We start from the raw sequence: 20,199 nt of genomic DNA, 5'->3' as shown, positions 1-20,199 counted from the left end.
CCGTCAAAGTCCGCTGCTAGTGTTCTGCATCACAACGTGAAGGAGCACTGGGTTGCAGCGTTCACTGCCTCGGACCGCGATCATCGGCGCGGGTATCAGCGGGCTCACCGCCGGGAAGATGCTCAAGGATTACCGGGTGCCCTACACGACGTTCGAGACGTCGGACCGCATCGGCGGAAACTGGGCCTTCGGCAATCCGAACGGTCACAGCAGCGCATACCGCTCCCTTCACATCGACACCAGCAAACATCGGTTGTCGTTCAAGGACTTTCCCATCCCGGAGCGGTTCCCGTCGTTCCCGCACCACTCCGACATCAAGTCCTATCTGGACTCGTACGCGAACGCGTTCGGGTTGTCGGAGAACATCGAGTTCAACAACGGCGTGGTGCATGCGGCCCGGATCGAAGGGGGCGGTTGGGAGATCGAGGATCAGGCCGGCGCGCGGCGCGAGTTCGATCTACTCGTCGTCGCCAACGGGCATCACTGGGATCCGCGATTGCCGGATTTTCCCGGCACTTTCACCGGTGAAGAGATCCACTCGCACCACTACATCGACCCGAAGGAACCGCTTGAGCTGACCGGCAAGCGAATTCTGGTGGTGGGCATCGGGAACAGCGCGGCCGACATCGCAGTTGAAATTTCGTCGGGTTCGCTGCAGAACAAGGTCACGCTGTCCACCCGCTCCAGTGCCTGGATTGTGCCGAAATACATTGCGGGACAACCGGGGGACAAATACTTCCGCACCAATCCGTACCTGCCGTTGTCGTGGCAGCGCAAGCTGGTCCAGCTGATCGGTCCGATACTGGGCACCGACCCGACGATGTACGGGCTTCCTGCGCCGAACCACAAGCTCTTCGAGGCGCATCCGACGCAGTCGGTGGAGTTGCCGCTGCGGTTGGGCTCCGGCGACGTCATTCCGAAGCCGAACGTGGCCCGGTTGGACGGTGCCACCGTGCATTTCGAGGACGGATCCAGCGACGATTTCGACGTGATCGTCTATGCGACGGGGTACAACATCACCTTCCCGTTCTTTGATCCGGACGTCGTCAGTGCGCCCGGCAACCAGATCCGGCTTTACAAGCGGATGTTCAAGCCCGGGATGGACGATCTGGTGTTCATGGGATTCGCGCAGGCGATCCCGACGCTGTTCCCGTTCGTGGAGTGCCAGTCCCGGCTGTTGGCGGCGTACGCGGTCGGGCGCTACGCCCTGCCTGCGGTGGCGGAGATGGAGCGGGTGATCGATGCCGATCAGCAACTGCACGCCGGGCATTGCACCGACCGGCCCCGACACACCCAGCAGGTGGACTACTTCTACTACGAGCACGACATCCGCACGCGCGAGTTGCCCGCAGGGGCGAAACGGGCAGCCGGCCGCGTCAGCGCGATCGCCGGAGTGAGGGCATGACCTACACCGAGCTCGCGTTCTACTCGGCCGGAGACCGCTGCAGTGGATGGCATTTCCGCGCGGAAGGTGACGGATTCGCCGGGCCTGCGGGACGGCCGGTGGTGGTGATGGCACACGGGTTCGGCGGTACGAAGGACTCCGGTCTGCAGCCGTTCGCGGAACGGTTCAGCGCGGCCGGTCTGGACGTGGTGGCCTTTGACTATCGCGGCTTCGGGGCTTCCGACGGGCAACCGCGGCAGAGTGTTTCGGTCGAGCGCCAGATGGCGGATTACGGTGCGGCGGTCGCTGCGGCCCAACAATTGCCGGGGGTGGACCGCCGGCAGGTGGTGTTGTGGGGATCGTCCTTCTCGGGCAGCCATGTCCTGCGGGTGGCCGCTCAGTGCGCCGACGTGGCCGCGGTGATCGGGATGACGCCGCTGACCAGTGGGCTGGCTGCCAGTCGAGCGGCCGTGGCACACCGTGATGTGGCCTCGGCGCTGCGCTGGACACTGGCGGGTCTGAAAAGTCGCGTGGCGGTGGCGGCGGGTCGGGCACCGACGCTGATGCCGCTGGCGGCCAAGCCGGGAGAGCCTGGCGCGTTGGCCCTCGACGGCGCGTACGACAGCTACAGCGCGATCGCCGGGCCGACGTGGCGCAATGAAGTGGATTCGGCGATCGGGATGGAGCTGGTGCAGATCCGCACGAGTGCTGCGGCCAAAGCACTGAAATGTCCTGTGCTGATTCAGATTGCCGACTTCGACCGGTTCGTGCCGGCCAATTCGGTGATGAAGACGGCGGTGCAGGCCCATGCTCAGGTCCACCACTATCCGTGCGATCACTTCGACGTGTGGCCGGGCCATGACTGGTTCGACACCGCTGTCGAGGACCAACTGAAGTTTCTGGCCGCTCACCTTTGAGCGCTCGCGGGGGAACGTTACGTGCGGTACAGCGCCGCAACGTCTCCCGGTCGCACCTTGAGAGCGGCATTGCGGGGGAGTGCATCGACGACGGTCACAGCCACCGGTACGTGATGGCTCGGGAGTGACTCGCGCACGAGGTCTTTCAACTCGGCTTCGGTGGGCTTGACCGAATCCCGCCGAAGTTCGACCGCGGCGAACGGCACCGCGCCGAGGCGGTCATCCGGAACGCCGACGACGCAGGCGTCGAGCACGCTGGGATGTGAGATCAACACGCGGCGTACCGTTTCCGGGAGGATCTTGAAGCCGCCACGGTTGATCGCGCCATCGCCGCGCCCGTGCACGGTGAGGAATCCGTCTTCGTCCATGGCGGCCAGATCAGTGGTGCGCACCCAATCCGGTCCGATCACCTCGACGCTGGCTTCGAGTAGTCCGACGGTACCGGCCGGAACTTCGGAGCCGGTGTCGGGATCGACGATACGCACGCGTACGCCGGGCAGCGGCCGTCCGACGCTGTCAGGCTTGTCCGCGCCGTATCGGCGGTACAGTTCGGGTGTCCAGCTGCACACCGACCCCGCGAATTCGGTTGCCCCGTAGGCCCACAGCAGGGGTATGCCGTAGCGACCCTCGAACTCCGCCCGCAACCCCGGCTCCAACGGTCCGGAGCCCCCGGACAGCCCCTCCAGCGATGCCAGATCTTCGGGAGGCACATCAGCCTGCAACAGCATCCGCAGGATCGCCGGTTGCACGCCCGCCCGGGTGATTTGGTAGGTCTTGATGGCCCGGACCCACTCGTCGACTCGGAACTTCTCCAACAGCACCATGCGCTTGCCGGAGCACGGTGCGGCCAGCAACTGGCAGACGCCGATGCTGCCGAACGGCCAGTACACCAGCGCCGGCGGGGTGTCGTCGTCCACTCTCTCGGTGCCCGCACCGATCGTCATGCTCAGCACGGTGTGGGCAAGCACATTGGTGGCGACCGGGATTCGCTTGGGCGGGCCGGTGGTACCGCTGGTCAGGATGTGCAGCCCGGCCCGCTCCAGCGCCCGGTCGTGCCTGCTGCCCGGTTGTCGCGGTGCGGTCACGCCGACCCCGAGTGGTTCACCCGACAGCGAGATCCCGGCCGATCCGACGGTCTGCAGCGCACCGTTCAGTTCCGGTGTCCAGTCCTGGCGATCGGCGACGATCGCCGGCAACGCCAGATCCCGGGCGTCGCGGGCAATCGCCGCGGCCGATTGGTACGAGTAGATCATCACCACCGGGCGGCGTGACGCGATGAAACCCAGGATCGTCGCGGCGTGCGCGACGCGATTGCGCACCACGATGCCGACCGGCTCGCCGGGCCCGACACCCGCCTCGCGCAAGGCAGCCGAGACCCGCTCGATGAACTGCGTTATCTCGTTGCCCGTATACCACTTTCGGGCGAACTCGATGAACGGACGGTCACCGTAGGCGTCCAGCCCGGTGCCGAGACTGTCGGCGAAGTCTGCGGACATGCCGGCCTAGAACTGCGTGGAGCCCAAGTCGACGGCCACCCGGCTGGCGGTGACGTAGCGTGACTCGTCGCTGGCCAGCCAGATCGCGGCGTCGGCGATGTCCTCGGGTTCGGCGATGTAATCCGGCAGGAACGGAGTCACCATCTGCATCAGGCCGGGGTTGGTGTCATTGGCCCGGTTGAGCGCGGCCAGCATGTCGCCGGTTCCCATCGGGGTGTTGACCGCGCCTGGGTGCAGGCTGTTCACCCGGATCTTGTGCTTGCCCAACTCTGCGGCGAAAGCCCGGGCCATGCCGGCGACGGCGTGCTTGCTGGCCGTGTAGTGCACCATGAACGGCTGCATCTTGATGCCGGCGGCCGAGCTGATCAAGATGATCGACCCGCCGCGGCCACCGTCGATGATGTGCTGGGCACCGGCCATCACGGTATTCCAGGTGCCGGTGACGTTGATGTCCATGACGTCCCGGAATGACTCCGGGGTGGTGTCGTTCCATGGTTCGGGCACCGTGATACCGGCGTTGGCGACGATCACGTCGAGCCGACCGAATTCGGCGACGCCCTTGCCGACGATGGTCTTCAACGCGTCGTGGTCGCGGGTGTCGGCGGCGGTGGCGATGATGCGCTTTCCGGTGGCCTCAACCAAGCGCACGGTCTCGTCCAGGTCTTCAGGGGTGGCCGAGTCGTAGGGCACGCTCGGCGGCAGTGGCCCGGCGATATCCACGGCGATGATGTCGGCGCCCTCTTTGGCCATGCGAACCGCGTGGGCACGTCCCTGCCCGCGGGCAGCTCCGGTGATGAACGCGACTTTTCCGGCGAGCCGTTCAGTCATGGATTCTCCTTGGTGAGTATGCGGATTCAGTGCTGGCGCTGGGCGGCCTTGACCAGCCCGCCGCCGATGATGAGTCGTTGGATCTCACTGGTGCCCTCGTAGAGGCGCAGCAGTCGGACTTCCCGGTAGATGCGTTCGACCGGGACCTCGCGCATGTAGCCGGTACCGCCGTGGATCTGTACCGCGAGATCGGCTACGTTGCCTGCCATTTCGGTGCAGAACAGCTTTGCTGCCGAGGGGGCGATGCGGCGGTCCTCACCTGACACCCACTTGGCCGCGGCGTCGCGCACCAGTGCCCGGCCGGCCATCACTCCGGTCTGCTGGTCGGCGATCATCGCCTGCACCAACTGAAAGCTGCCGATCGGTTGGCCACCCTGGGTGGCCGCTGCGGCGTAGGCGACTGACTCGTCGAGCGCGCGCTGGGCAGATCCCACCGCCAGCGCAGCGATGTGGACACGGCCGCGGGCCAGGGAGGTCATCGCGGCGCGGTAGCCGACATCCTCGCTGCCGCCCACGAGTGCGCTCTTCGGCACCCGCACGTCGGTGAAGGTGACGTCGGCGGTCCAGGCCCCTTCTTGGCCCATCTTGGCGTCCTTTACGCCGACTTCCACACCGGGAGCATCGGCAGGGACCAGGAAAACTGCGATACCGGGTCCGTCGGTGTCGGCAGGGCGGGTCCGGGCGAACACCACGAACAAGTTCGCGGTGGGTGCGTTGGTGATGAACCGCTTCTGACCGTCGATGACCCAGTCGTCCCCGTCGCGAACGGCCTTGGTGCGCAGGCCTGCGGGGTTGGATCCGGCGCCGGGCTCGGTCAGGGTGAACGAGGCGACGACGTCGCCGGAAGCGATGCCCTCCAGCCACCGGGACTTCTGTTCATCAGAGCCGAACCCCACCAGTACCTGCCCGGCGATGCCGTTGTTGGTGCCGAACATCGACCGCAACGCCAGCGACGTGTAACCGAATTCCATTGCCAGTTCGACATCTTGGGCCAGGTTGAGGCCGAGGCCACCCCACTGCTGGGGGATCGCGTATCCGAACAACCCCATGTTCTTGGCCTGCTCGCGCAGATCATCGGGCACCTGGTCGGTGGCCAGGATCTCGTTCTCGCGGGGCACCACGGCGGAGCGGATGAAGCTGCGGGTCTGCGCCAGGATCTCGGCGAAGTCCTCGTCACTGACTTCGGACGTGGCCGCGGTGGTGGTCACAGGTGAGCTCCATTTCGTCGCGCGGGATCCGCGGGGGCGATGAATCTCCAATATCGTATATGAAATATGATCTGGCTCAGACAGAGCCCCCGGGATCGAAAGTTAGGTGATCAGGTGTCGTTGCTGACCGGTCAGACTGCAGTGGTGACAGGCGGTGCCCAGGGTCTGGGCCTGGCCATCGCGAAGCGCTTCATCGGCGAGGGCGCCCGGGTGGTGCTGGGTGACGTGAACCTGGAGGCGACCGAGGCGGCCGCCCAGGAACTCGGCGGACCCGAAGTGGCGACCGCGGTGCGTTGCGACGTGACCTCGTCCGCCGAGGTCGACGCCCTCGTGCAGGCCGCCGTCGAGCGGTTCGGTGGGCTGGACATCATGGTGAACAACGCGGGCATCACCCGTGATGCCACCTTGCGGAAGATGACCGAAGAGCAGTTCGATCAGGTCATCGCGGTGCACCTGAAGGGCACCTGGAACGGCACCAAGTCGGCCGCGGCGATCATGCGGGAGAACACGCGCGGCGCGATCGTCAACATGTCCTCGATCTCGGGCAAGGTCGGCCTGGTCGGCCAGACCAACTACTCGGCGGCCAAGGCCGGCATCGTCGGCATGACGAAGGCGTCGGCCAAGGAACTTGCGCACCTCGGGGTCCGCGTCAACGCCATCCAGCCGGGGCTGATCCGCTCGGCGATGACCGAGGCCATGCCCCAACGGATCTGGGATCAGAAGCTGGCCGAGATCCCGATGGGCCGGGCCGGCGAACCCGACGAGGTGGCCAAGGTCGCGCTGTTCTTGGCGAGCGACTTGTCGTCGTACATGACCGGCACCGTGCTCGAGGTGACGGGCGGTCGGCACGTATGACGACCCGCGAGGCGGTCATCTGCGAACCGGTCCGCACCCCGATCGGCCGCTACGGCGGCATGTTCGCGTCGCTGACCGCCGTCGAACTCGGTGTCGTCGCGCTCAGGGGACTGCTGGAACGCACCGGCGTGGCACCCGAGCAGGTGCAGGATGTGATCCTGGGGCACTGCTATCCCAACAGCGAGGCCCCGGCCATCGGCCGCGTCGTGGCGCTCGACGCCGGCCTGCCGGTGACGGTTCCTGGAATGCAAGTCGACCGCCGATGCGGCTCGGGTCTGCAGGCCGTCATCCAGGCCTGCCTGCAGGTCCGCAGCGGCGACAACGATCTCGTGGTGGCCGGTGGCGCCGAGAGCATGAGCAACGTGGCGTTCTACTCCACCGACATGCGTTGGGGCGGGGCCCGCAGCGGCGTGCAGATCCATGACGGGCTGGCGCGGGGACGCACCACGGCCGGTGGGCAGTTCTATCCCGTGCCGGGCGGCATGCTTGAGACCGCCGAGAACCTGCGCCGCGAGTACGGCATAACCCGGGCTGAGCAGGACGAGCTCGCGGTGCGCTCACATCGCAGCGCGGTGGCGGCCCAGGAATCCGGGGTTCTGGCTGAAGAGATCATTCCCGTCACCGTCCGCGACCGTAAGGGCGAAACCGTCATCGACGCCGACGAGCACCCGCGCGCCGACACCACGGTCGAGGCGCTGGCCAAGCTCAAACCCGTTCTGCTCAAGCAGGATCCGGAATCTACCGTGACCGCGGGCAACTCCAGCGGGCAGAACGATGCCGCGTCCATGTGCATCGTGACCACCCCGGAGAAGGCCGCCGAGCTGGGCCTGCGGCCGCTGGTGCGGATGGTGTCGTGGGGTTCGGCGGGCGTCGCGCCCAACGTGATGGGCATCGGACCGGTGCCGGCGACCGAGGCGGCCCTGGCCAAGGCCGATCTGCAACTGAGCGACATCGACCTCATCGAACTCAACGAGGCGTTCGCCGCGCAGGCACTGGCGGTGACGAAGGAGTGGAAGTTCGGAGAGGCCGACTTCGAGCGCACCAACGTCCGGGGCTCCGGGATTTCGCTGGGGCATCCGGTGGGGGCGACCGGTGGGCGGATGCTCGCCACGCTGGCCCGGGAACTGGACCGGCGCCAGGCCCGGTACGGGCTGGAGACCATGTGCATCGGCGGTGGCCAGGGTCTGGCCGCTGTGTTCGAAAGGGTGACCCCATGACCAAACTTGCCCAGACGCTCGGGTTGACCGAGTTCCAGACCGAGATCGTGTCGACAGTAAGGCAATTCGTCGACAAAGAGGTCATTCCCACGGCCCAGGAGCTCGAGCACTCCGACGCCTACCCCCAGGCCATCGTCGACCAGATGAAGGACATGGGCCTGTTCGGGCTGATGATTCCCGAGGAGTACGGCGGCCTCGGCGAATCGCTGCTGACCTACGCGCTGTGCGTCGAGGAGCTCGCCCGCGGCTGGATGAGCGTATCCGGGGTGATCAACACCCACTTCATCGTCGCCTACATGATCCGGCAGCACGGAACCGAAGCCCAGAAGCAGAAGTTTCTGCCACGCATGGCCACCGGCGAGACCCGCGGCGCGTTCTCGATGTCGGAGCCCGAACTGGGCTCGGATGTGGCGGCGATCCGGACCCGGGCCAAGAAGAACGACGACGGCACGTACACGATCGACGGTCAGAAGATGTGGCTGACCAACGGCGGCAGTTCTACGCTGGTGGCCACACTGGTGCGCACCGATGAGGGCGCTGACAAGCCGCACCGCAACCTGACCGCATTCCTCGTCGAAAAGCCCACTGGTTTCGGCGAAGTGGTCCCCGGGCTGACGATCCCCGGCAAGCTTGACAAGCTGGGCTACAAGGGCATCGACACCACCGAGCTGATCTTCGACGGTTACCGCGCCAACGCGGACGACGTGCTCGGTGGCGCCACCGGCCAGGGCTTCTTCCAGATGATGGACGGCGTCGAGGTGGGCCGCGTCAACGTCTCTGCCCGCGCCTGTGGGGTCGGCATCCGCGCCTTCGAGCTGGCGGTCCGCTACGCGCAGCAGCGCGAGACGTTCGGCAAACCGATCGCCGAGCACCAGGCGGTGGCCTTCCAATTGGCTGAGATGGCAACCAAAGTCGAGGCTGCTCACCTGATGATGGTCAACGCCGCGCGGCTCAAGGACTCCGGTGAGCGCAACGACGTGGCGGCCGGGATGGCGAAATACATGGCCAGCGAGTTCTGTTCGGAGGTGACCCAGCAGAGCTTCCGGATCCACGGTGGGTACGGCTACTCCAAGGAGTACGAGATCGAGCGGTTGATGCGCGACGCTCCGTTCCTGCTGATCGGTGAGGGCACCAGCGAGATCCAGAAGAACATCATCAGCAAGCGACTGTTGTCCGACTATCGGGTTTGACTGTGTCGATACCCGATTTCGCTGCGCGGCCACAGCTGGCCGAGGATGTGGCGCGGCTGATCCGGCGGAGGATCTTCGACGGCACCTATCCGGCGGGGAACTACATCCGGCTCGAACAGCTCGCGGCCGAGCTGGGGATCAGCGTGACCCCGGTGCGCGAGGCGTTGTTCGGCCTTCGCACCGAGGGGCTGCTGACCCAGCAGCCCCGCCGCGGGTTCCTGGTGCTGCCGGTCACCCGGCGCGACATCGACGACGTGGCCGGCGTGCAGGCGCACATCGGCGGGCAGTTGGCCCTACGCGCCGCGGGCCAGATCAGCGACGGCCAGCTCGACGAACTCGACCGGATCCAGCAGGAGCTGGAGGACGCCTATGCACGCGACGACCATGACGCCGCCGTCCGGCTCAACCACGCGTTCCATCGCGGCGTGAACCGGGCGGCCGAGTCGCCGAAATTGGCCCAGTTGATGTCCCAGATCACCCGGTACGCACTGGAATCGGTGTATCCGACGGTCGAAGGCTGGCCCGAGCAGTCCACCCACGACCACCGCCGGATCCTGGCCGCGCTCAAGGAACGCGACGGGGATGCGGCCCGCGACGCCATGGCCGAGCATCTGTGTGCGGCCTCCAAACCGCTGAGCGATCACCTCGACCGGCTTGGTGTGTTGGAGTAGCGAATGACCCGCGAGCAGACGCAAACTCGCACATTTCGGTGCAAAAGTGTGCGAGTTTGCGTCTGCTCGCCGAAGGAAGGTGAGTGAGCGTGGCAGGCGTTCCAGGGGTTCTCAGTGGGATCCGGGTGCTCGACTACGGCCGGTTCATCGCCGCGCCGTGGTGCAGCGCGATCCTGGCCGACATGGGTGCCGACGTGTTGCGGGTGGAGAAACGCGAAGGCGGGGAAGACCGTTGGGTGCAGGCCGTCACCGAGGGCGGCGAGGGCGGCACGTTCCTGCAGTGCAACCGCAACAAGCGCTCACTCACGCTGGACTCCACCACGGCCGAGGGTGCCGAGATCACCCGCCGTCTGGTGGCGCAGGCCGACATCGTGATCGCCAACATGCCGGCAGCCGGAATGCGCGCGAGCGGCCTGGATTACGAGACCCTCAAGACGGTCAAGCCCGACATTATCCTGGCCAGTGCGACGGCTTACGGTGAGGGCGGCCCGTACAGCGAGAAGATCGGCTTCGACGGCGCCGGGCAGGTGATGTCCGGTGCGGTCTACCGGCAGGGCCTGCCCGATCAGCCCATCCGAACGGTGGTGCCCTACGCGGATTTCGGCACCGCGCTCACGCTGGCGATCGGGGTCATGATGGCGCTGTATCACCGCGACAAGACCGGTGAGGGCCAGCACGTCGAGGGTGCCCTGCTGCCCACTGCGCTGATGCTGTCGAACGCGTTCCTGATCGAACGCGAGCTGCTGCAGGTGGACAAGCCCCGGATGGGCAACAGGGGTGCGTCGGTGGCGCCGTGCGATCTCTATCGCACGGCCGACGACCAGTGGGTATTGCTGCAGGTCGCGGGCCAGCCGATGTTCAAACGGTGGTGCCGCTTGGTGGGTCGCGAAGAACTGTTCGACGATCCGCGGTTCGCCAACGACGACACCCGCTGGGCCAACGGCGACATCCTCAACGACATCATGGCCGCGTGGTGTGCCGACAAGACCAAAGCCGAAGTCCTGGAGCTGTTGGAGAAGGCGAAAATGCCTGCCGCTCCGTTACATTCCACCCAGGACGTGCTCGATGATCCGCATGTGCAGGCCATGGGTTACCTGCAGCGGGTGCCGTACCCGGGTGCGTCGCGCGACGTGCCGATCATCGAAACTCCGTTCCGGATGTCGGCGACGCCGGGGACGATCCGCCGACGGGCTCCGCTGCTGGGTGAGCACACCGATGAGGTGCTCGCCGAGATCGGTTACGACGCAGCGCAGATAGCCGGCTTGCGGGCAGACGAGATCGTGTGAATCACAGATCCTCGCCGATCGCCTTCAGGGCCGCCAGCTGATCGCAGAAATGCTCGGCATTGCGGGCCTGCACCGAACAGTTGGCGATCGTGGCTCCGGCGTCGCGCAATCGGGTCAGGCGTTTGCGCACGGTGTCTGCGTCCCCTGACGGATCCAGCGGCGCACCGGGAGAGAGGACGACGTCGAAATCCCCGGGCAATGCGTGCCGGGCCAGGAATTCGGTGATCGTGTCCGGCGAGAGGCTGAACGGCATCCAGCCGGTGCCAAGTTCGACGGCACGGCGCAGCGAGCGTTTGGTACGCCCACCCACCCAGACCGGGAGGTCGGTGGTGGCGGCATGAGGTTCGATGGCGAAGCCGTCGACCACCGGCTGCCCCCACGCGGCCCGCAACTTGGCGATGTCGCGGTCGGCAGCCGCTCCACGATCCTCCCACGGGGCGCCTAGCAGTTCGAATTCCTCGGTGAGCGATCCGACCCCGACGCCGAGGATCACGCGTCCACCGCTGAGCCGGTCGAGGGTGCCGTAGCTCTTCGCCAGCGCCACGGGATGGTGGTACGGGAGCACCGCTACGGCGGTCGTCAACCGGATGCGGCGGGTCCGAGCCGCCAGGAAAGACAAGGTGGCCAGCGGATCCCAATAGACCGTCCCGCGCACTCCGGCGGCGGAGGCAGGAATTCCGGTGTGCTCGGCACACGTGAGGTGGTGAAACCCCAGATCGTCTGCCGCCTCGGCGATCAACGCCAGTTCATCGGGACCGGCGTCAGCCTCCCACGGTGAGAACTCACCGGGATGCTGCATGACGATGGGTGTGGATAGTCCGAGCTTCACGACGTTGCCTCCTTGGCTTGGATCTTCGCAAAGCTGACCGTGGCGACGACAGCCAGGTCATTGTCCGGGACCGTGAAGATGTCGACCTGGATGACCATCGACCGCTTGCCGGTATGCACGATGCGGGCGACCGCCCGCGCGGCGCCGGCTGTGACCGGCCGTAGATAGCGCAGGTTGAGGTCCGATGTCACCACGCTGTGGCCGGGCGGCAACCCGCGCATGGCGAGCTTGCCCGCCGCGGTGTCGACCAGGGTGGCCAGCAGGCCGCCCTGCAACCCGCCGTTGGTATTGACCACTTGCGGGGCCACCGGCAGTTCGACCACGGCCTCGTCGTCGGATCCCGGCGCGTCCCGATATCCGATCAGCTCGAACAACTCGAAGATGTTGGTGGTCATCGGTCCGCCTCGCTGTAGCGGATGACGCCGCGGATGTTACGTCCTTCCAACATGTCCCGGTACGCATCGTTGATCTGTTCGAGCCGGTATTCGCGGGTGACCATGTCGTCGAGATTCAGCTGGCCCAGCTGATACAAGGTGAGCAGTTCGGGGATGTCGAACTGAGGGTTGCCGCCCCCGAACAGACTCCCTTGCAGGCTCTTCTGCAGCAAGGTCAAGCCGGCCAGGTTGAGCTTCGTCTCGGAGTCGGTCACGTTGCCCATGGCCGTCAGTACGCAGGTCCCGCCCTTGGCGGTGAGCTGCATCCATGACTCCACGTCGCGGCCTTCGGCACGCCCGACCGTGACGATGACCTTGCGGCACATGCGACCACCGGTCGCTGCGGCCACTCCGGCCAAGGCGGTAGCCACGTCGGGATAGGCCTCGCGCGCCCCGAACTTGAGCGCCTGTTCACGCTTCCATTCGACCGGGTCCACCGCAAAGATGCGCCTGGCTCCGGCGATGGCTGCACCTTGCAGGGCCGCGGTGCCGACGCCGCCGATGCCGACGATCGCCACATCGTCACCGGGCCGGATCTCGGCGCTGCGCACGGCCGAGCCATATCCGGTGGTCACCCCGCAGCCGACGAGGCACGCCACCTCGAAGGGAATCGTCGGGTCTATCTTCACCACCGACGTCCGATGCACCACTACGTAGGGCGAGAAAGTGCCGAGGAGGGACATGGGAATCACGTTCTGTCCCTTGGCCTGTACCCGGAACGAGCCGTCGGAAACCGATGCGCCGGCGAGGAGGCCCATGCCGAGGTCACAGAGATTGCGCAGGCCGGTCTGGCAGGCCGGGCAGCTACCGCAGGACGGGATGAACGACATCACCACGTGATCCCCGACTTCGAGACCTTCGGTGTCCGGCCCGGCCTCGACGATCACCCCGGCACCCTCGTGGCCGCCCAGAATGGGGAAGTCGGCCATCGGAATGTCGCCGGTCATCAGATGATGGTCGGAGTGACACAACCCTGCGGTTTCCAGCGCTACCTTGACCTCGCCCTTGCGTGGGTCACCGATCTCGATCTCCTCGATCGACCACGGTTGACCAAAGTCCCATACCAGGGCACCTTTGGTTTTCATCGGTGAACACCCTCCCTCAACATGGCTCGCAGTGTGGCGATGTCGACTTTCCCGGTGCTTCCGCGCGGGACGTCATCCTCGTCATCGAGGAGCAGCCACACCGTGGGCACCTTGAACGAGCTGAGGACCGCGCGGGTGGCGCTTTGCAGTGACTCCACCGAGAGCCCAGCTCCCAGCACGGCCGCACCGATCCGATTGGCCTGGCCGTCAGGAACATTGACCACATAGGCCGCACGGACTCCGGGCACGGAACGCAGCGCCCGTTGCACCTCGCTCGGATATACCGTCGCACCGCGGACCTTGACCATGTCGTCGGATCTGCCGCGGTAGAACAGGAACCCGTCGGAATCGAGGTAGCCCAGATCCCCGGTCGGGTAGTAGCCGTCTGCGGTGAAGACGTCTTCTCGGCTGCGCCGGCAGATACCCCGCATCACGTGCGGGCCACGGATCTGGATCGACCCGGTTTCGCCGCGCGGCAACGGCTGCCCGGTTTCGATGTCGGCGATGCGCACGTCCATCCCGTCGAAGGGTTGACCGCAGCTGCCCCACGCCGATTCGGGCATGTCGGTGTCGGCCCGGAATCCGCAGTACGGACCGAACGATTCGGTCATCCCCAACAGCGACGCTCGGGCCCCGGGCCGTGACCGCATCCCTTCCGGCAAGAGTGCTTCCAGACTTCCCGGCCGCAACGCGCTGACATCCGCGGTTCCGGCGTGACGGGCCAGCGCCTCGGCCTGCTCGGGCCAGCCCCGGAACAGCGTGACCTGTTCGCGTTCGAGGAGTTCGAGTGTGGACTCCGGCCGGGGGACGGGTTCGGTCACCAGGGTGGCCCCGGCCAGCAGGGCCGACAGGATGCCCGCACCGAAACCGCCCACCCAGAAGAACGGCATGGGCAGATACAGCCGGGTCTCGCCGGTGATGCATCGAGCCTCGAGACCAGAGCGCACGGCGCCCAGGGCATTTCGGTGCGAATGAATGGTCCCCTTCGGTGGCCCGCTGCTTCCTGAGGTGAACATGATCACCAACGGGTCGCCTTCGCGCACGCAGGCGGCCAGCGCATCCGCCGCGCCGCGAGGCCCGATTGAGCTCAGCGCCTGCTCGGCGGTCCAGATTCCGCACAGCGCGGGTAGCTGATCCTGGTCCACCGGATATCGATGGCCCCGGAATTCCTCCACCGCGATCAGGAACTGCACCGACGCCATCCGCAATTGCGCGGTCAATTCACCCGGGCGCAGCAATGTGCTCAGCGGGACCAGGACAGCGCCGATCCGCGTCAGGGCGATCGCGATCCGCACCCAGTCCACCCCGTTGGGCATCAGGAGCCCTACCCGGGACCCCTTGGTGACACCTGCGGCGATGAACCCGGCGGCCAGTTCGGCGGTTCCGGAGTCGAGTTCGGCGTAGGAGATCCGCGATTCGGGGTCCACCACCGCAGACTTTGTGGATGACGAATGAGCGCGCACCAGCGCGTCGATCGTGTCAGGCATCGAACAGCCCACGTAGACCCGGAATGTCCAGCTTGCCGCTGGAGAGTGTCGGCAGATCGGCCGGGCGGCACACCGTGAATGCCCGCGGCACCTTGTATGCCGACAGCGTGCCCCGCAGTTGGCCGCGCACCGCATCGATGTCGACGGAGTCGTCGGTGACGATGATCGCCGCCACGATCTGCCCGCGAGTCGCGTCGGGCAGGCCGAGCACATGCGCGGTGATTCCCAGTGTCGCCAGCGCTTTCTCGACCTCATCGGGAGTGACGTTGGCGCCCGAGGTTTTGATCATCGCGCCCGCCCGGCCGAGAAAGTAGACGTAGCCGTCGTCATCGACGCGGACGAGATCGCCGGTGTGAAACCAGCCGTCGGCGTCGAAGCACTCCTCGCGGTTGCGCCCGTAGTAGCCCTGCATCAGATAAGGCCCGCGCACGCACAGCTCGCCTGAGGCCGGCACTTTCGTCTCGAATCCGGGGGCGGGCCGACCATAACTGCCGCGACGATGCTCGGGTTGATCACCGTCGTCGGCATCGATCAGCACGACACTTCCGGTTTCGGTCATCCCCAGCATGTTGTGCCGGAGTTCCGGGTCGGCGGGCCGGCAGTCCGGGGCCATGACGGGGTAGAGGTTGCCTCGCCGTGCCGAGAACTGCCGGTCTGGATAGCTGGGATGACTGCTCAGGTGGGCGATGCCGGCGACGAAACCGTTGGTGATAGTGGGTTTCTCGGTCTCGATGAGGTCGAGGGTAGCGCCCGCATCGGTCGCGTTCGAACAGATCAGGGTGGCCCCGGCGGTGATCGTGGCCAGCAGCCCGAACGCGAAACCGCCGATCCAGAAGAACGGCGAATTGCAGAACAATCGGTCAGTGGCCGTGAGCCCGCGGATCTCGTTGAGATTGCGCTGATGTCCGATCAGCGATGCGTGAGTGTGAACCACGCCTTTGGGGGAGCCGGTGGATCCTGACGTGTAGATGACCGCCAGCGGATCACAGCCATCCACATCGTCTTCGAATCCGGCCAGGTTCGGGACGTCAGCGCGTGGCATGTCGAACAGCACATGCTGAAGGCACGGTGTGTCGATCCCCGCCAGCCGTTCCTCATAGTCGTGATTGCGGAAACCGCGGGCCGACAGCAGGATCGCGGTATCGCTGTCGCGCAGCTGGGTCGCCAGCTCGGCCGTGGTCAGGAAGGTGGAATACGGCACGACCACCGCGCCTATGCGAGCGGCCGCCAACATCCCCACCACGAAGTCGACACCGTTGGGATAGAGCAGACCGACGTGTGTGCCCTTGCCGGCACCGAGCGCGAGCAGGCCGCCGGCCACCTCGGCGGAGCGGCGCTGTGCCTCGGGGTAGCTGATCCGCCGGTCGTCGCAGATCAACAGCGGGCGGTCGGTGCACCCGCGCAGCAGTCCTGCGACAGTGTCAGACACGCGACGCGAAGTGGTCCCGTACGGCGCCGAGATCGGCTTTCCCCGATGGCGTTCGCGGAATCGTCTCGACAAGAGCGATGTCAGTGGGGATCTCGTAACGGGCCAGCCGGCCGCCCAGGTACTCAAGCAGACCCTCGATGGTGGCGGCGTCGTGCAGCTCCACCATCGCCACCGGTGTCTCGCCCAATCGCTCATCGGGCATGCCGATCACGGCCGCACCGCGCACCGCGGGGTGGCTCTCCAGAGCGGTACGGACATCGTCGGGCATCACCTTGAATCCGCCGCGGATGATGGCCTGGTCGGCACGGCCGAGGATCCAGACGAATCCGTCGGCGTCGATGCGCGCCAGATCTGTGGTGCGCAGCCAGTCCGCGTCGGCATCGAATTGCGCCGGCTTGACCTCCAACAAGCCCTTCTCGTCCGGGCCCAGCTCACTGCCGCCCTCATCGACCACCCGCAGCCGGGCTCCGGGGTTGGCTCGGCCCACACTGCCGCGCTTGGCTTTCCAGTACTTCTGATGATCGGCCAGCGTCCAGCCGGCCACCCCGCCGCCGAACTCGGTCGCGGCATAGGATGTCAGCACCGGGATGCCGAACTTCTCGGCGAAGGCGTCGGCATCGTCAGCGGACAGCGGTGCGGTGCCGGAGGTGACCGCACGGACACCGGCGAGGTCATCGCGGGTGAGGTCGGAGTGCAGCACCATCCGCAGGGCAGCCGGGACCAGTGATACGGCGCGTGGCTGGTGTTCGCGCACGGCATCGGCCCAGCGGGTCAGGTCGAACTTGGGGAGCAGTACGAAGGGCCGGGCCTCGGCGATGCACAACAACACTCGGAACACGCCGCCGACGTGTACCAGCGGCGAGTTGACGATCGCCACGCCGCGACGTAATTCAGTTGGTGCCGGGGAGTTTTCGGGGGCACGCCCGATCACGCTGCGGGCCAGCATGTCGTAGGTGAGGTCCACGCGCTTGGGTGGGCCGGTGGTGCCGCTGGTCAGCATCCACACCGCGACGCCCGGGCGACCAGCATCGTCGGACGGGTTCTTGGCGGGGCTGACCTCGGGTTCGGTGTCGAGATCGTGGATCGTCACGGTCGTCGTCGTGGGGGAGGGCGCCGCCAGGGTGGCGATGTCCTCGGCCAGCCCGATGAGCACCGGCAGGCCGAGGCTTTCGATGTCGGTGCGGGTGCGCTCGTCGCCGCGGGACGGGTTGATCACGACGACGGTGCCGCCGGCGGCCAGTACCCCGAGCAGCGCCGCCACATGTACCGGTCGATTGCGCAACATGATGCCGACCCGGGTGCCCGAAGACACCGCCCCGATGCGCCGTGCCAATGTCGCGATCTGGGTCCAGGTGTGCCACTGGCCGTCGTACTGAATGGCTTTCGCGGTCGGGTCCAGATCGAGGACGTCATCGATGCGCTGTGAAAGTGGGTGGGCCATCAGCGGATCCGGGGTGTTGTCTTGGGTAGGGGGCGCGCGGCCAGCTCGGCCTTGGCGATCGGATTGCCCAGCCGGGTGTAGATGAGGCCCTGGTCCATGGCGGCGCGATACGGCTTGTCCAGAGACTCCCAGATCGCCTTCACGGTCCCCTGCGTGGCGGTCGGCGGTTTCGCGGCGATGGTGGTGGCGATCTCGCTTGCGCGGCCCCACAAGTCGTCGCGGGCCACCACCTCGGTGACGAGTCCGATCCGCAGTGCGGTTTCGGCGCTGACGCGTTCGTCATTGCCCATCAACGCCATCCGCAAGGTATCGCCGAGCCCGACCCGCCGCATCAGGCCGATCGGCTCCAACGCCGACACCAACCCGGCGCTGACGTGGGAATCGAAGAACGTGGCCTCCTGCGAGCAGATCACCACGTCGGCCTCGTTGACGAAATAGAGCGCACCGGCCGTGCACATCCCCTGCACCGCGCACACCACCGGCTTCCACATCTTCTGCCACTTCGGGCTGAGCAGTTCACCGGGATCCTCATGGTTCCAGACGATCTCGGGCTGCCCGTAGCTGGACTTCACATCCAGCCCGGCGCTGAACGCCCGGTCGCCCGCTGCCCGTAACACCACGGCGTTGATGCCCTCGTCATCCTTGATGGCGTGCCAGGCATCGCGCATCTCGTTGCACATCGCGCGGTTGAACGAGTTCAGCGCTTCCGGACGGTTCAGCGTGACCGTGGCGACCCGTGACTCGTGGTCGAAGTCGAGGAGGATGGTTTCCACGATTACCGCGCCTGCCAGTTGGGCTTGCGCTTCTCCACGAACGCCCGCGGTCCTTCGAGCGCATCCTCGGTGCGGACCACACGCTCGCGGAACGTCTCGGCCAAGATCTCACCCTCGTGCAACGGCAGGTCCAGGGTCTTGTGAATGGCCAGCCGCGTCCCCCGCACCGCCAGCGGGGCGTTGAGGCACACCGTGTCGGCGATCTCGTGGGCACGTTCCAACAGTTTGTCGTGTTCGACGATCTCGGTGATCAGCCCGAGTTCGTAGGCACGCTCAACTGTCATGCGCTCGTGCTTGCCCATCAACGCCATTCGCAGCGCCACCGAGCGGGGAAGGGCGCGGGCCAACCGGACCATCTCGCGCGCCGCCACCAGCCCGATGCTGACGTGCGGGTCGAAGAAGGTCGCCTTGTCCGAGGCGATCACGATGTCACCGGTGGTGACCCAATCCAAACCGGCCCCACAACAGATTCCGTTGATGGCCACCACGACGGGCTTGGCCATGCTCCGGAACGGCGGGGTGCCCTCCTGGGGTGCTTCCCATTGTTCGTAAGTGGACAGGTAGGGCCGCTCGTTGACGACCTTTCCGTCGCCGGGGATCTCCTTGACATCGGCGCCGGTGCAGAAGGCGCGGCCGGTGGCGGTGACGATCGTCAGCCAGACATTGTCGTCGTTCTCGGCTTCGTCATAGGCCGCGCGCAGCTCGGTGATCATGTGTGGTGACAGTGCGTTGAGCGCGTCGGGCCGATTCAAGGTGATGGTGGCCTTGTGGCCGTCCACCTCGTACTTGATGGTGTCGTACGTGACTGGCGCAGTCATGGGTTTCCTTCGGTTCATCGACCCTGGAAGTCCGGATCGCGTCGTTCGCGGAACGCGGCCAGGCCTTCCTTGAAATCGGCTGTGCGGCAGGAGATTTCCAGGTTGGACAGCTCCTGGTTGAGAGATTGGGTCAGGGTGGCGTGCTGGCCGTAGGCGATGGCCTGTTTGGCGAGGCCGATCGCGACGGTCGGCCCGGCGGCCAGCCGGGCCAATAAGGAGTCCACTGCCTCATCGAACTGGTTGACGGCAACCGCGTCGTGGATCAACCCCCAGTCGGCGGCTTGGGACCCCGTGACCTTTTCGCCGAGCAGCAGCATGCGCTTGGCCCGGGCCACCCCGGCCAGGCGGGGCAGCAGCCAGGTCGCGCCGGAGTCTGGGGTGAACCCGCGGCTCATGAACGGTTCCCAGAATGTCGCCTCGCTGTCGGCGATGGTGAAATCGGCGGCCAGCGCCAGGTTGCAGCCCAATCCCACCGCCCAGCCGCGGACCGCGCACACCACCGGCAGTTGGATGGTGGCGACCAGTTCGATGACGCGGTGTGCGGTGTGCGGGATCCGCCGGACCAGATCGCCGGTGCGGGGCCGCTGACCTGTTTCGTTGGTGGCGACCCAGTCGGCTCCGGTGCAGAAGTTGTCGCCGGTCCCGGTGAGGGCGATGGCCCGCAACGAGTCATCCGAGGCGGCCGCCGTCAGGATGCCGACCAGATCATCGATCATCTCGTGGCTCAACGCGTTACGCCGCGACGGCCGGTCGAAGGTGATGCGCAGGATGGAGTCCGCGCGAGACGTGGTCACCGAACCGTCACTCACCTGGATTCCAACCTTCCCTGTCCATACAGTTGCCCATACAGT

At 66.3% G+C, this 20,199-nt stretch carries 19 protein-coding genes; 7 read left to right on the top strand and 12 right to left on the bottom strand.

Features of this window, described 5'->3' with window-relative positions:
- Positions 1–52 precede the first annotated feature (52 nt).
- Positions 53–1,405: a flavin-containing monooxygenase gene (locus BKG60_RS05410; RefSeq protein WP_070944404.1), complete on the top strand. Its 1,353-nt coding sequence runs from the start codon at positions 53–55 to the stop codon at positions 1,403–1,405.
- Positions 1,402–2,301 (top strand): alpha/beta hydrolase, encoded by a 900-nt coding sequence (locus BKG60_RS05405; protein WP_070944403.1) that lies wholly within the window; start codon positions 1,402–1,404, stop codon positions 2,299–2,301. Before BKG60_RS05410 ends, BKG60_RS05405 begins: the two co-directional genes overlap by 4 nt.
- Before the next feature lie 17 nt (positions 2,302–2,318).
- On the opposite strand, the gene BKG60_RS05400 is transcribed toward BKG60_RS05405, so the two are convergent.
- Genes BKG60_RS05400 through BKG60_RS05390 form a run of 3 tightly spaced genes read right to left on the bottom strand, consistent with a single transcriptional unit; the run spans position 2,319 to position 5,833 of the window.
- Positions 2,319–3,797: a class I adenylate-forming enzyme family protein gene (locus BKG60_RS05400; protein WP_070944402.1), complete on the bottom strand. Its 1,479-nt coding sequence runs from the start codon at positions 3,795–3,797 to the stop codon at positions 2,319–2,321.
- Between the two features lie 6 nt (positions 3,798–3,803).
- Positions 3,804–4,625 (bottom strand): mycofactocin-coupled SDR family oxidoreductase, encoded by an 822-nt coding sequence (locus tag BKG60_RS05395; protein WP_070184756.1) that lies wholly within the window; start codon positions 4,623–4,625, stop codon positions 3,804–3,806.
- A 26-nt stretch (positions 4,626–4,651) separates the two neighbouring features.
- On the bottom strand, positions 4,652–5,833 hold the full coding sequence (locus tag BKG60_RS05390) for an acyl-CoA dehydrogenase family protein (protein ID WP_070944401.1): 1,182 nt from the start codon (positions 5,831–5,833) through the stop codon (positions 4,652–4,654).
- A gap of 66 nt (positions 5,834–5,899) precedes the next feature.
- On the opposite strand from BKG60_RS05390, the gene fabG reads away from it, so the two are divergent.
- The 5 genes from fabG (at position 5,900) to BKG60_RS05365 (ending at position 11,052) form a co-directional block, all read left to right on the top strand.
- A complete protein-coding gene (fabG, locus tag BKG60_RS05385) occupies positions 5,900–6,688 on the top strand; it encodes a 3-oxoacyl-ACP reductase FabG (protein WP_070944400.1) in 789 nt (262 codons plus the stop codon).
- Positions 6,685–7,905, top strand: coding sequence for an acetyl-CoA C-acetyltransferase (locus BKG60_RS05380; RefSeq protein ID WP_070944399.1), 1,221 nt, complete (start codon positions 6,685–6,687; stop codon positions 7,903–7,905). The genes fabG and BKG60_RS05380 overlap by 4 nt, the downstream gene beginning before the upstream one ends.
- The gene (locus tag BKG60_RS05375) at positions 7,902–9,095 is read left to right on the top strand and encodes an acyl-CoA dehydrogenase family protein (RefSeq protein WP_070944398.1); all 1,194 of its coding nucleotides are present in this window, start codon (positions 7,902–7,904) and stop codon (positions 9,093–9,095) included. The genes BKG60_RS05380 and BKG60_RS05375 overlap by 4 nt, the downstream gene beginning before the upstream one ends.
- 2 nt (positions 9,096–9,097) lie before the next feature.
- Complete coding sequence (locus tag BKG60_RS05370; RefSeq protein ID WP_070944397.1) at positions 9,098–9,766, top strand: GntR family transcriptional regulator; 669 nt, start codon at positions 9,098–9,100, stop codon at positions 9,764–9,766.
- A gap of 89 nt (positions 9,767–9,855) precedes the next feature.
- Positions 9,856–11,052: a CaiB/BaiF CoA transferase family protein gene (locus tag BKG60_RS05365; RefSeq protein WP_070944396.1), complete on the top strand. Its 1,197-nt coding sequence runs from the start codon at positions 9,856–9,858 to the stop codon at positions 11,050–11,052.
- Position 11,053: 1 nt separating this feature from the next.
- On the opposite strand, the gene BKG60_RS05360 is transcribed toward BKG60_RS05365, so the two are convergent.
- Genes BKG60_RS05360 through BKG60_RS05320 form a run of 9 tightly spaced genes read right to left on the bottom strand, consistent with a single transcriptional unit; the run spans position 11,054 to position 20,157 of the window.
- The gene (locus BKG60_RS05360) at positions 11,054–11,881 is read right to left on the bottom strand and encodes a TIGR03619 family F420-dependent LLM class oxidoreductase (RefSeq protein ID WP_070944395.1); all 828 of its coding nucleotides are present in this window, start codon (positions 11,879–11,881) and stop codon (positions 11,054–11,056) included.
- Complete coding sequence (locus tag BKG60_RS05355) at positions 11,878–12,276, bottom strand: PaaI family thioesterase (RefSeq protein WP_070944394.1); 399 nt, start codon at positions 12,274–12,276, stop codon at positions 11,878–11,880. Before BKG60_RS05355 ends, BKG60_RS05360 begins: the two co-directional genes overlap by 4 nt.
- Positions 12,273–13,400, bottom strand: a complete 1,128-nt coding sequence (locus BKG60_RS05350; protein WP_070944393.1) for an NDMA-dependent alcohol dehydrogenase — start codon at positions 13,398–13,400, stop codon at positions 12,273–12,275. The genes BKG60_RS05355 and BKG60_RS05350 overlap by 4 nt, the downstream gene beginning before the upstream one ends.
- Entirely contained in the window at positions 13,397–14,887 is a 1,491-nt protein-coding gene (locus BKG60_RS05345; RefSeq protein ID WP_070944392.1) for a class I adenylate-forming enzyme family protein, read from the bottom strand. The genes BKG60_RS05350 and BKG60_RS05345 overlap by 4 nt, the downstream gene beginning before the upstream one ends.
- Positions 14,880–16,316 carry a class I adenylate-forming enzyme family protein gene (locus BKG60_RS05340; protein WP_070944391.1) on the bottom strand — a complete coding sequence of 479 codons (1,437 nt, stop codon included), beginning with the start codon at positions 16,314–16,316 and terminating at the stop codon, positions 14,880–14,882. The genes BKG60_RS05345 and BKG60_RS05340 overlap by 8 nt, the downstream gene beginning before the upstream one ends.
- Positions 16,309–17,757: a class I adenylate-forming enzyme family protein gene (locus BKG60_RS32340; RefSeq protein ID WP_070944390.1), complete on the bottom strand. Its 1,449-nt coding sequence runs from the start codon at positions 17,755–17,757 to the stop codon at positions 16,309–16,311. The genes BKG60_RS05340 and BKG60_RS32340 overlap by 8 nt, the downstream gene beginning before the upstream one ends.
- On the bottom strand, positions 17,757–18,530 hold the full coding sequence (locus BKG60_RS05330; RefSeq protein WP_207549550.1) for an enoyl-CoA hydratase/isomerase family protein: 774 nt from the start codon (positions 18,528–18,530) through the stop codon (positions 17,757–17,759). The genes BKG60_RS32340 and BKG60_RS05330 overlap by 1 nt, the downstream gene beginning before the upstream one ends.
- Positions 18,531–18,532: 2 nt before the next feature.
- On the bottom strand, positions 18,533–19,348 hold the full coding sequence (locus tag BKG60_RS05325) for an enoyl-CoA hydratase/isomerase family protein (RefSeq protein ID WP_070944388.1): 816 nt from the start codon (positions 19,346–19,348) through the stop codon (positions 18,533–18,535).
- A 14-nt stretch (positions 19,349–19,362) separates the two neighbouring features.
- Positions 19,363–20,157: an enoyl-CoA hydratase/isomerase family protein gene (locus tag BKG60_RS05320; protein ID WP_083339222.1), complete on the bottom strand. Its 795-nt coding sequence runs from the start codon at positions 20,155–20,157 to the stop codon at positions 19,363–19,365.
- Positions 20,158–20,199 lie beyond the last annotated feature (42 nt).

This window comes from Mycobacterium syngnathidarum (assembly GCF_001942625.1).
Taxonomy (GTDB): domain Bacteria; phylum Actinomycetota; class Actinomycetes; order Mycobacteriales; family Mycobacteriaceae; genus Mycobacterium; species Mycobacterium syngnathidarum.
This window is presented reverse-complemented; position numbering and strand designations above follow the sequence as displayed.

Bases quoted from the DNA above. Each gene is read 5' to 3' on its own strand.
- BKG60_RS05405 (WP_070944403.1), top strand. From the start codon at position 1,402: ATGACCTACACCGAGCTCGCGTTCTACTCGGCCGGAGACCGCTGCAGT.
- BKG60_RS05400 (WP_070944402.1), bottom strand. From the start codon at position 3,797: ATGTCCGCAGACTTCGCCGACAGTCTCGGCACCGGGCTGGACGCCTAC.
- BKG60_RS05395 (WP_070184756.1), bottom strand. From the start codon at position 4,625: ATGACTGAACGGCTCGCCGGAAAAGTCGCGTTCATCACCGGAGCTGCC.
- fabG (WP_070944400.1), top strand. From the start codon at position 5,900: ATGATCTGGCTCAGACAGAGCCCCCGGGATCGAAAGTTAGGTGATCAG.
- BKG60_RS05380 (WP_070944399.1), top strand. From the start codon at position 6,685: ATGACGACCCGCGAGGCGGTCATCTGCGAACCGGTCCGCACCCCGATC.
- BKG60_RS05375 (WP_070944398.1), top strand. From the start codon at position 7,902: ATGACCAAACTTGCCCAGACGCTCGGGTTGACCGAGTTCCAGACCGAG.
- BKG60_RS05355 (WP_070944394.1), bottom strand. From the start codon at position 12,276: ATGACCACCAACATCTTCGAGTTGTTCGAGCTGATCGGATATCGGGAC.
- BKG60_RS05350 (WP_070944393.1), bottom strand. From the start codon at position 13,400: ATGAAAACCAAAGGTGCCCTGGTATGGGACTTTGGTCAACCGTGGTCG.
- BKG60_RS05345 (WP_070944392.1), bottom strand. From the start codon at position 14,887: ATGCCTGACACGATCGACGCGCTGGTGCGCGCTCATTCGTCATCCACA.
- BKG60_RS32340 (WP_070944390.1), bottom strand. From the start codon at position 17,757: ATGGCCCACCCACTTTCACAGCGCATCGATGACGTCCTCGATCTGGAC.
- BKG60_RS05325 (WP_070944388.1), bottom strand. From the start codon at position 19,348: ATGACTGCGCCAGTCACGTACGACACCATCAAGTACGAGGTGGACGGC.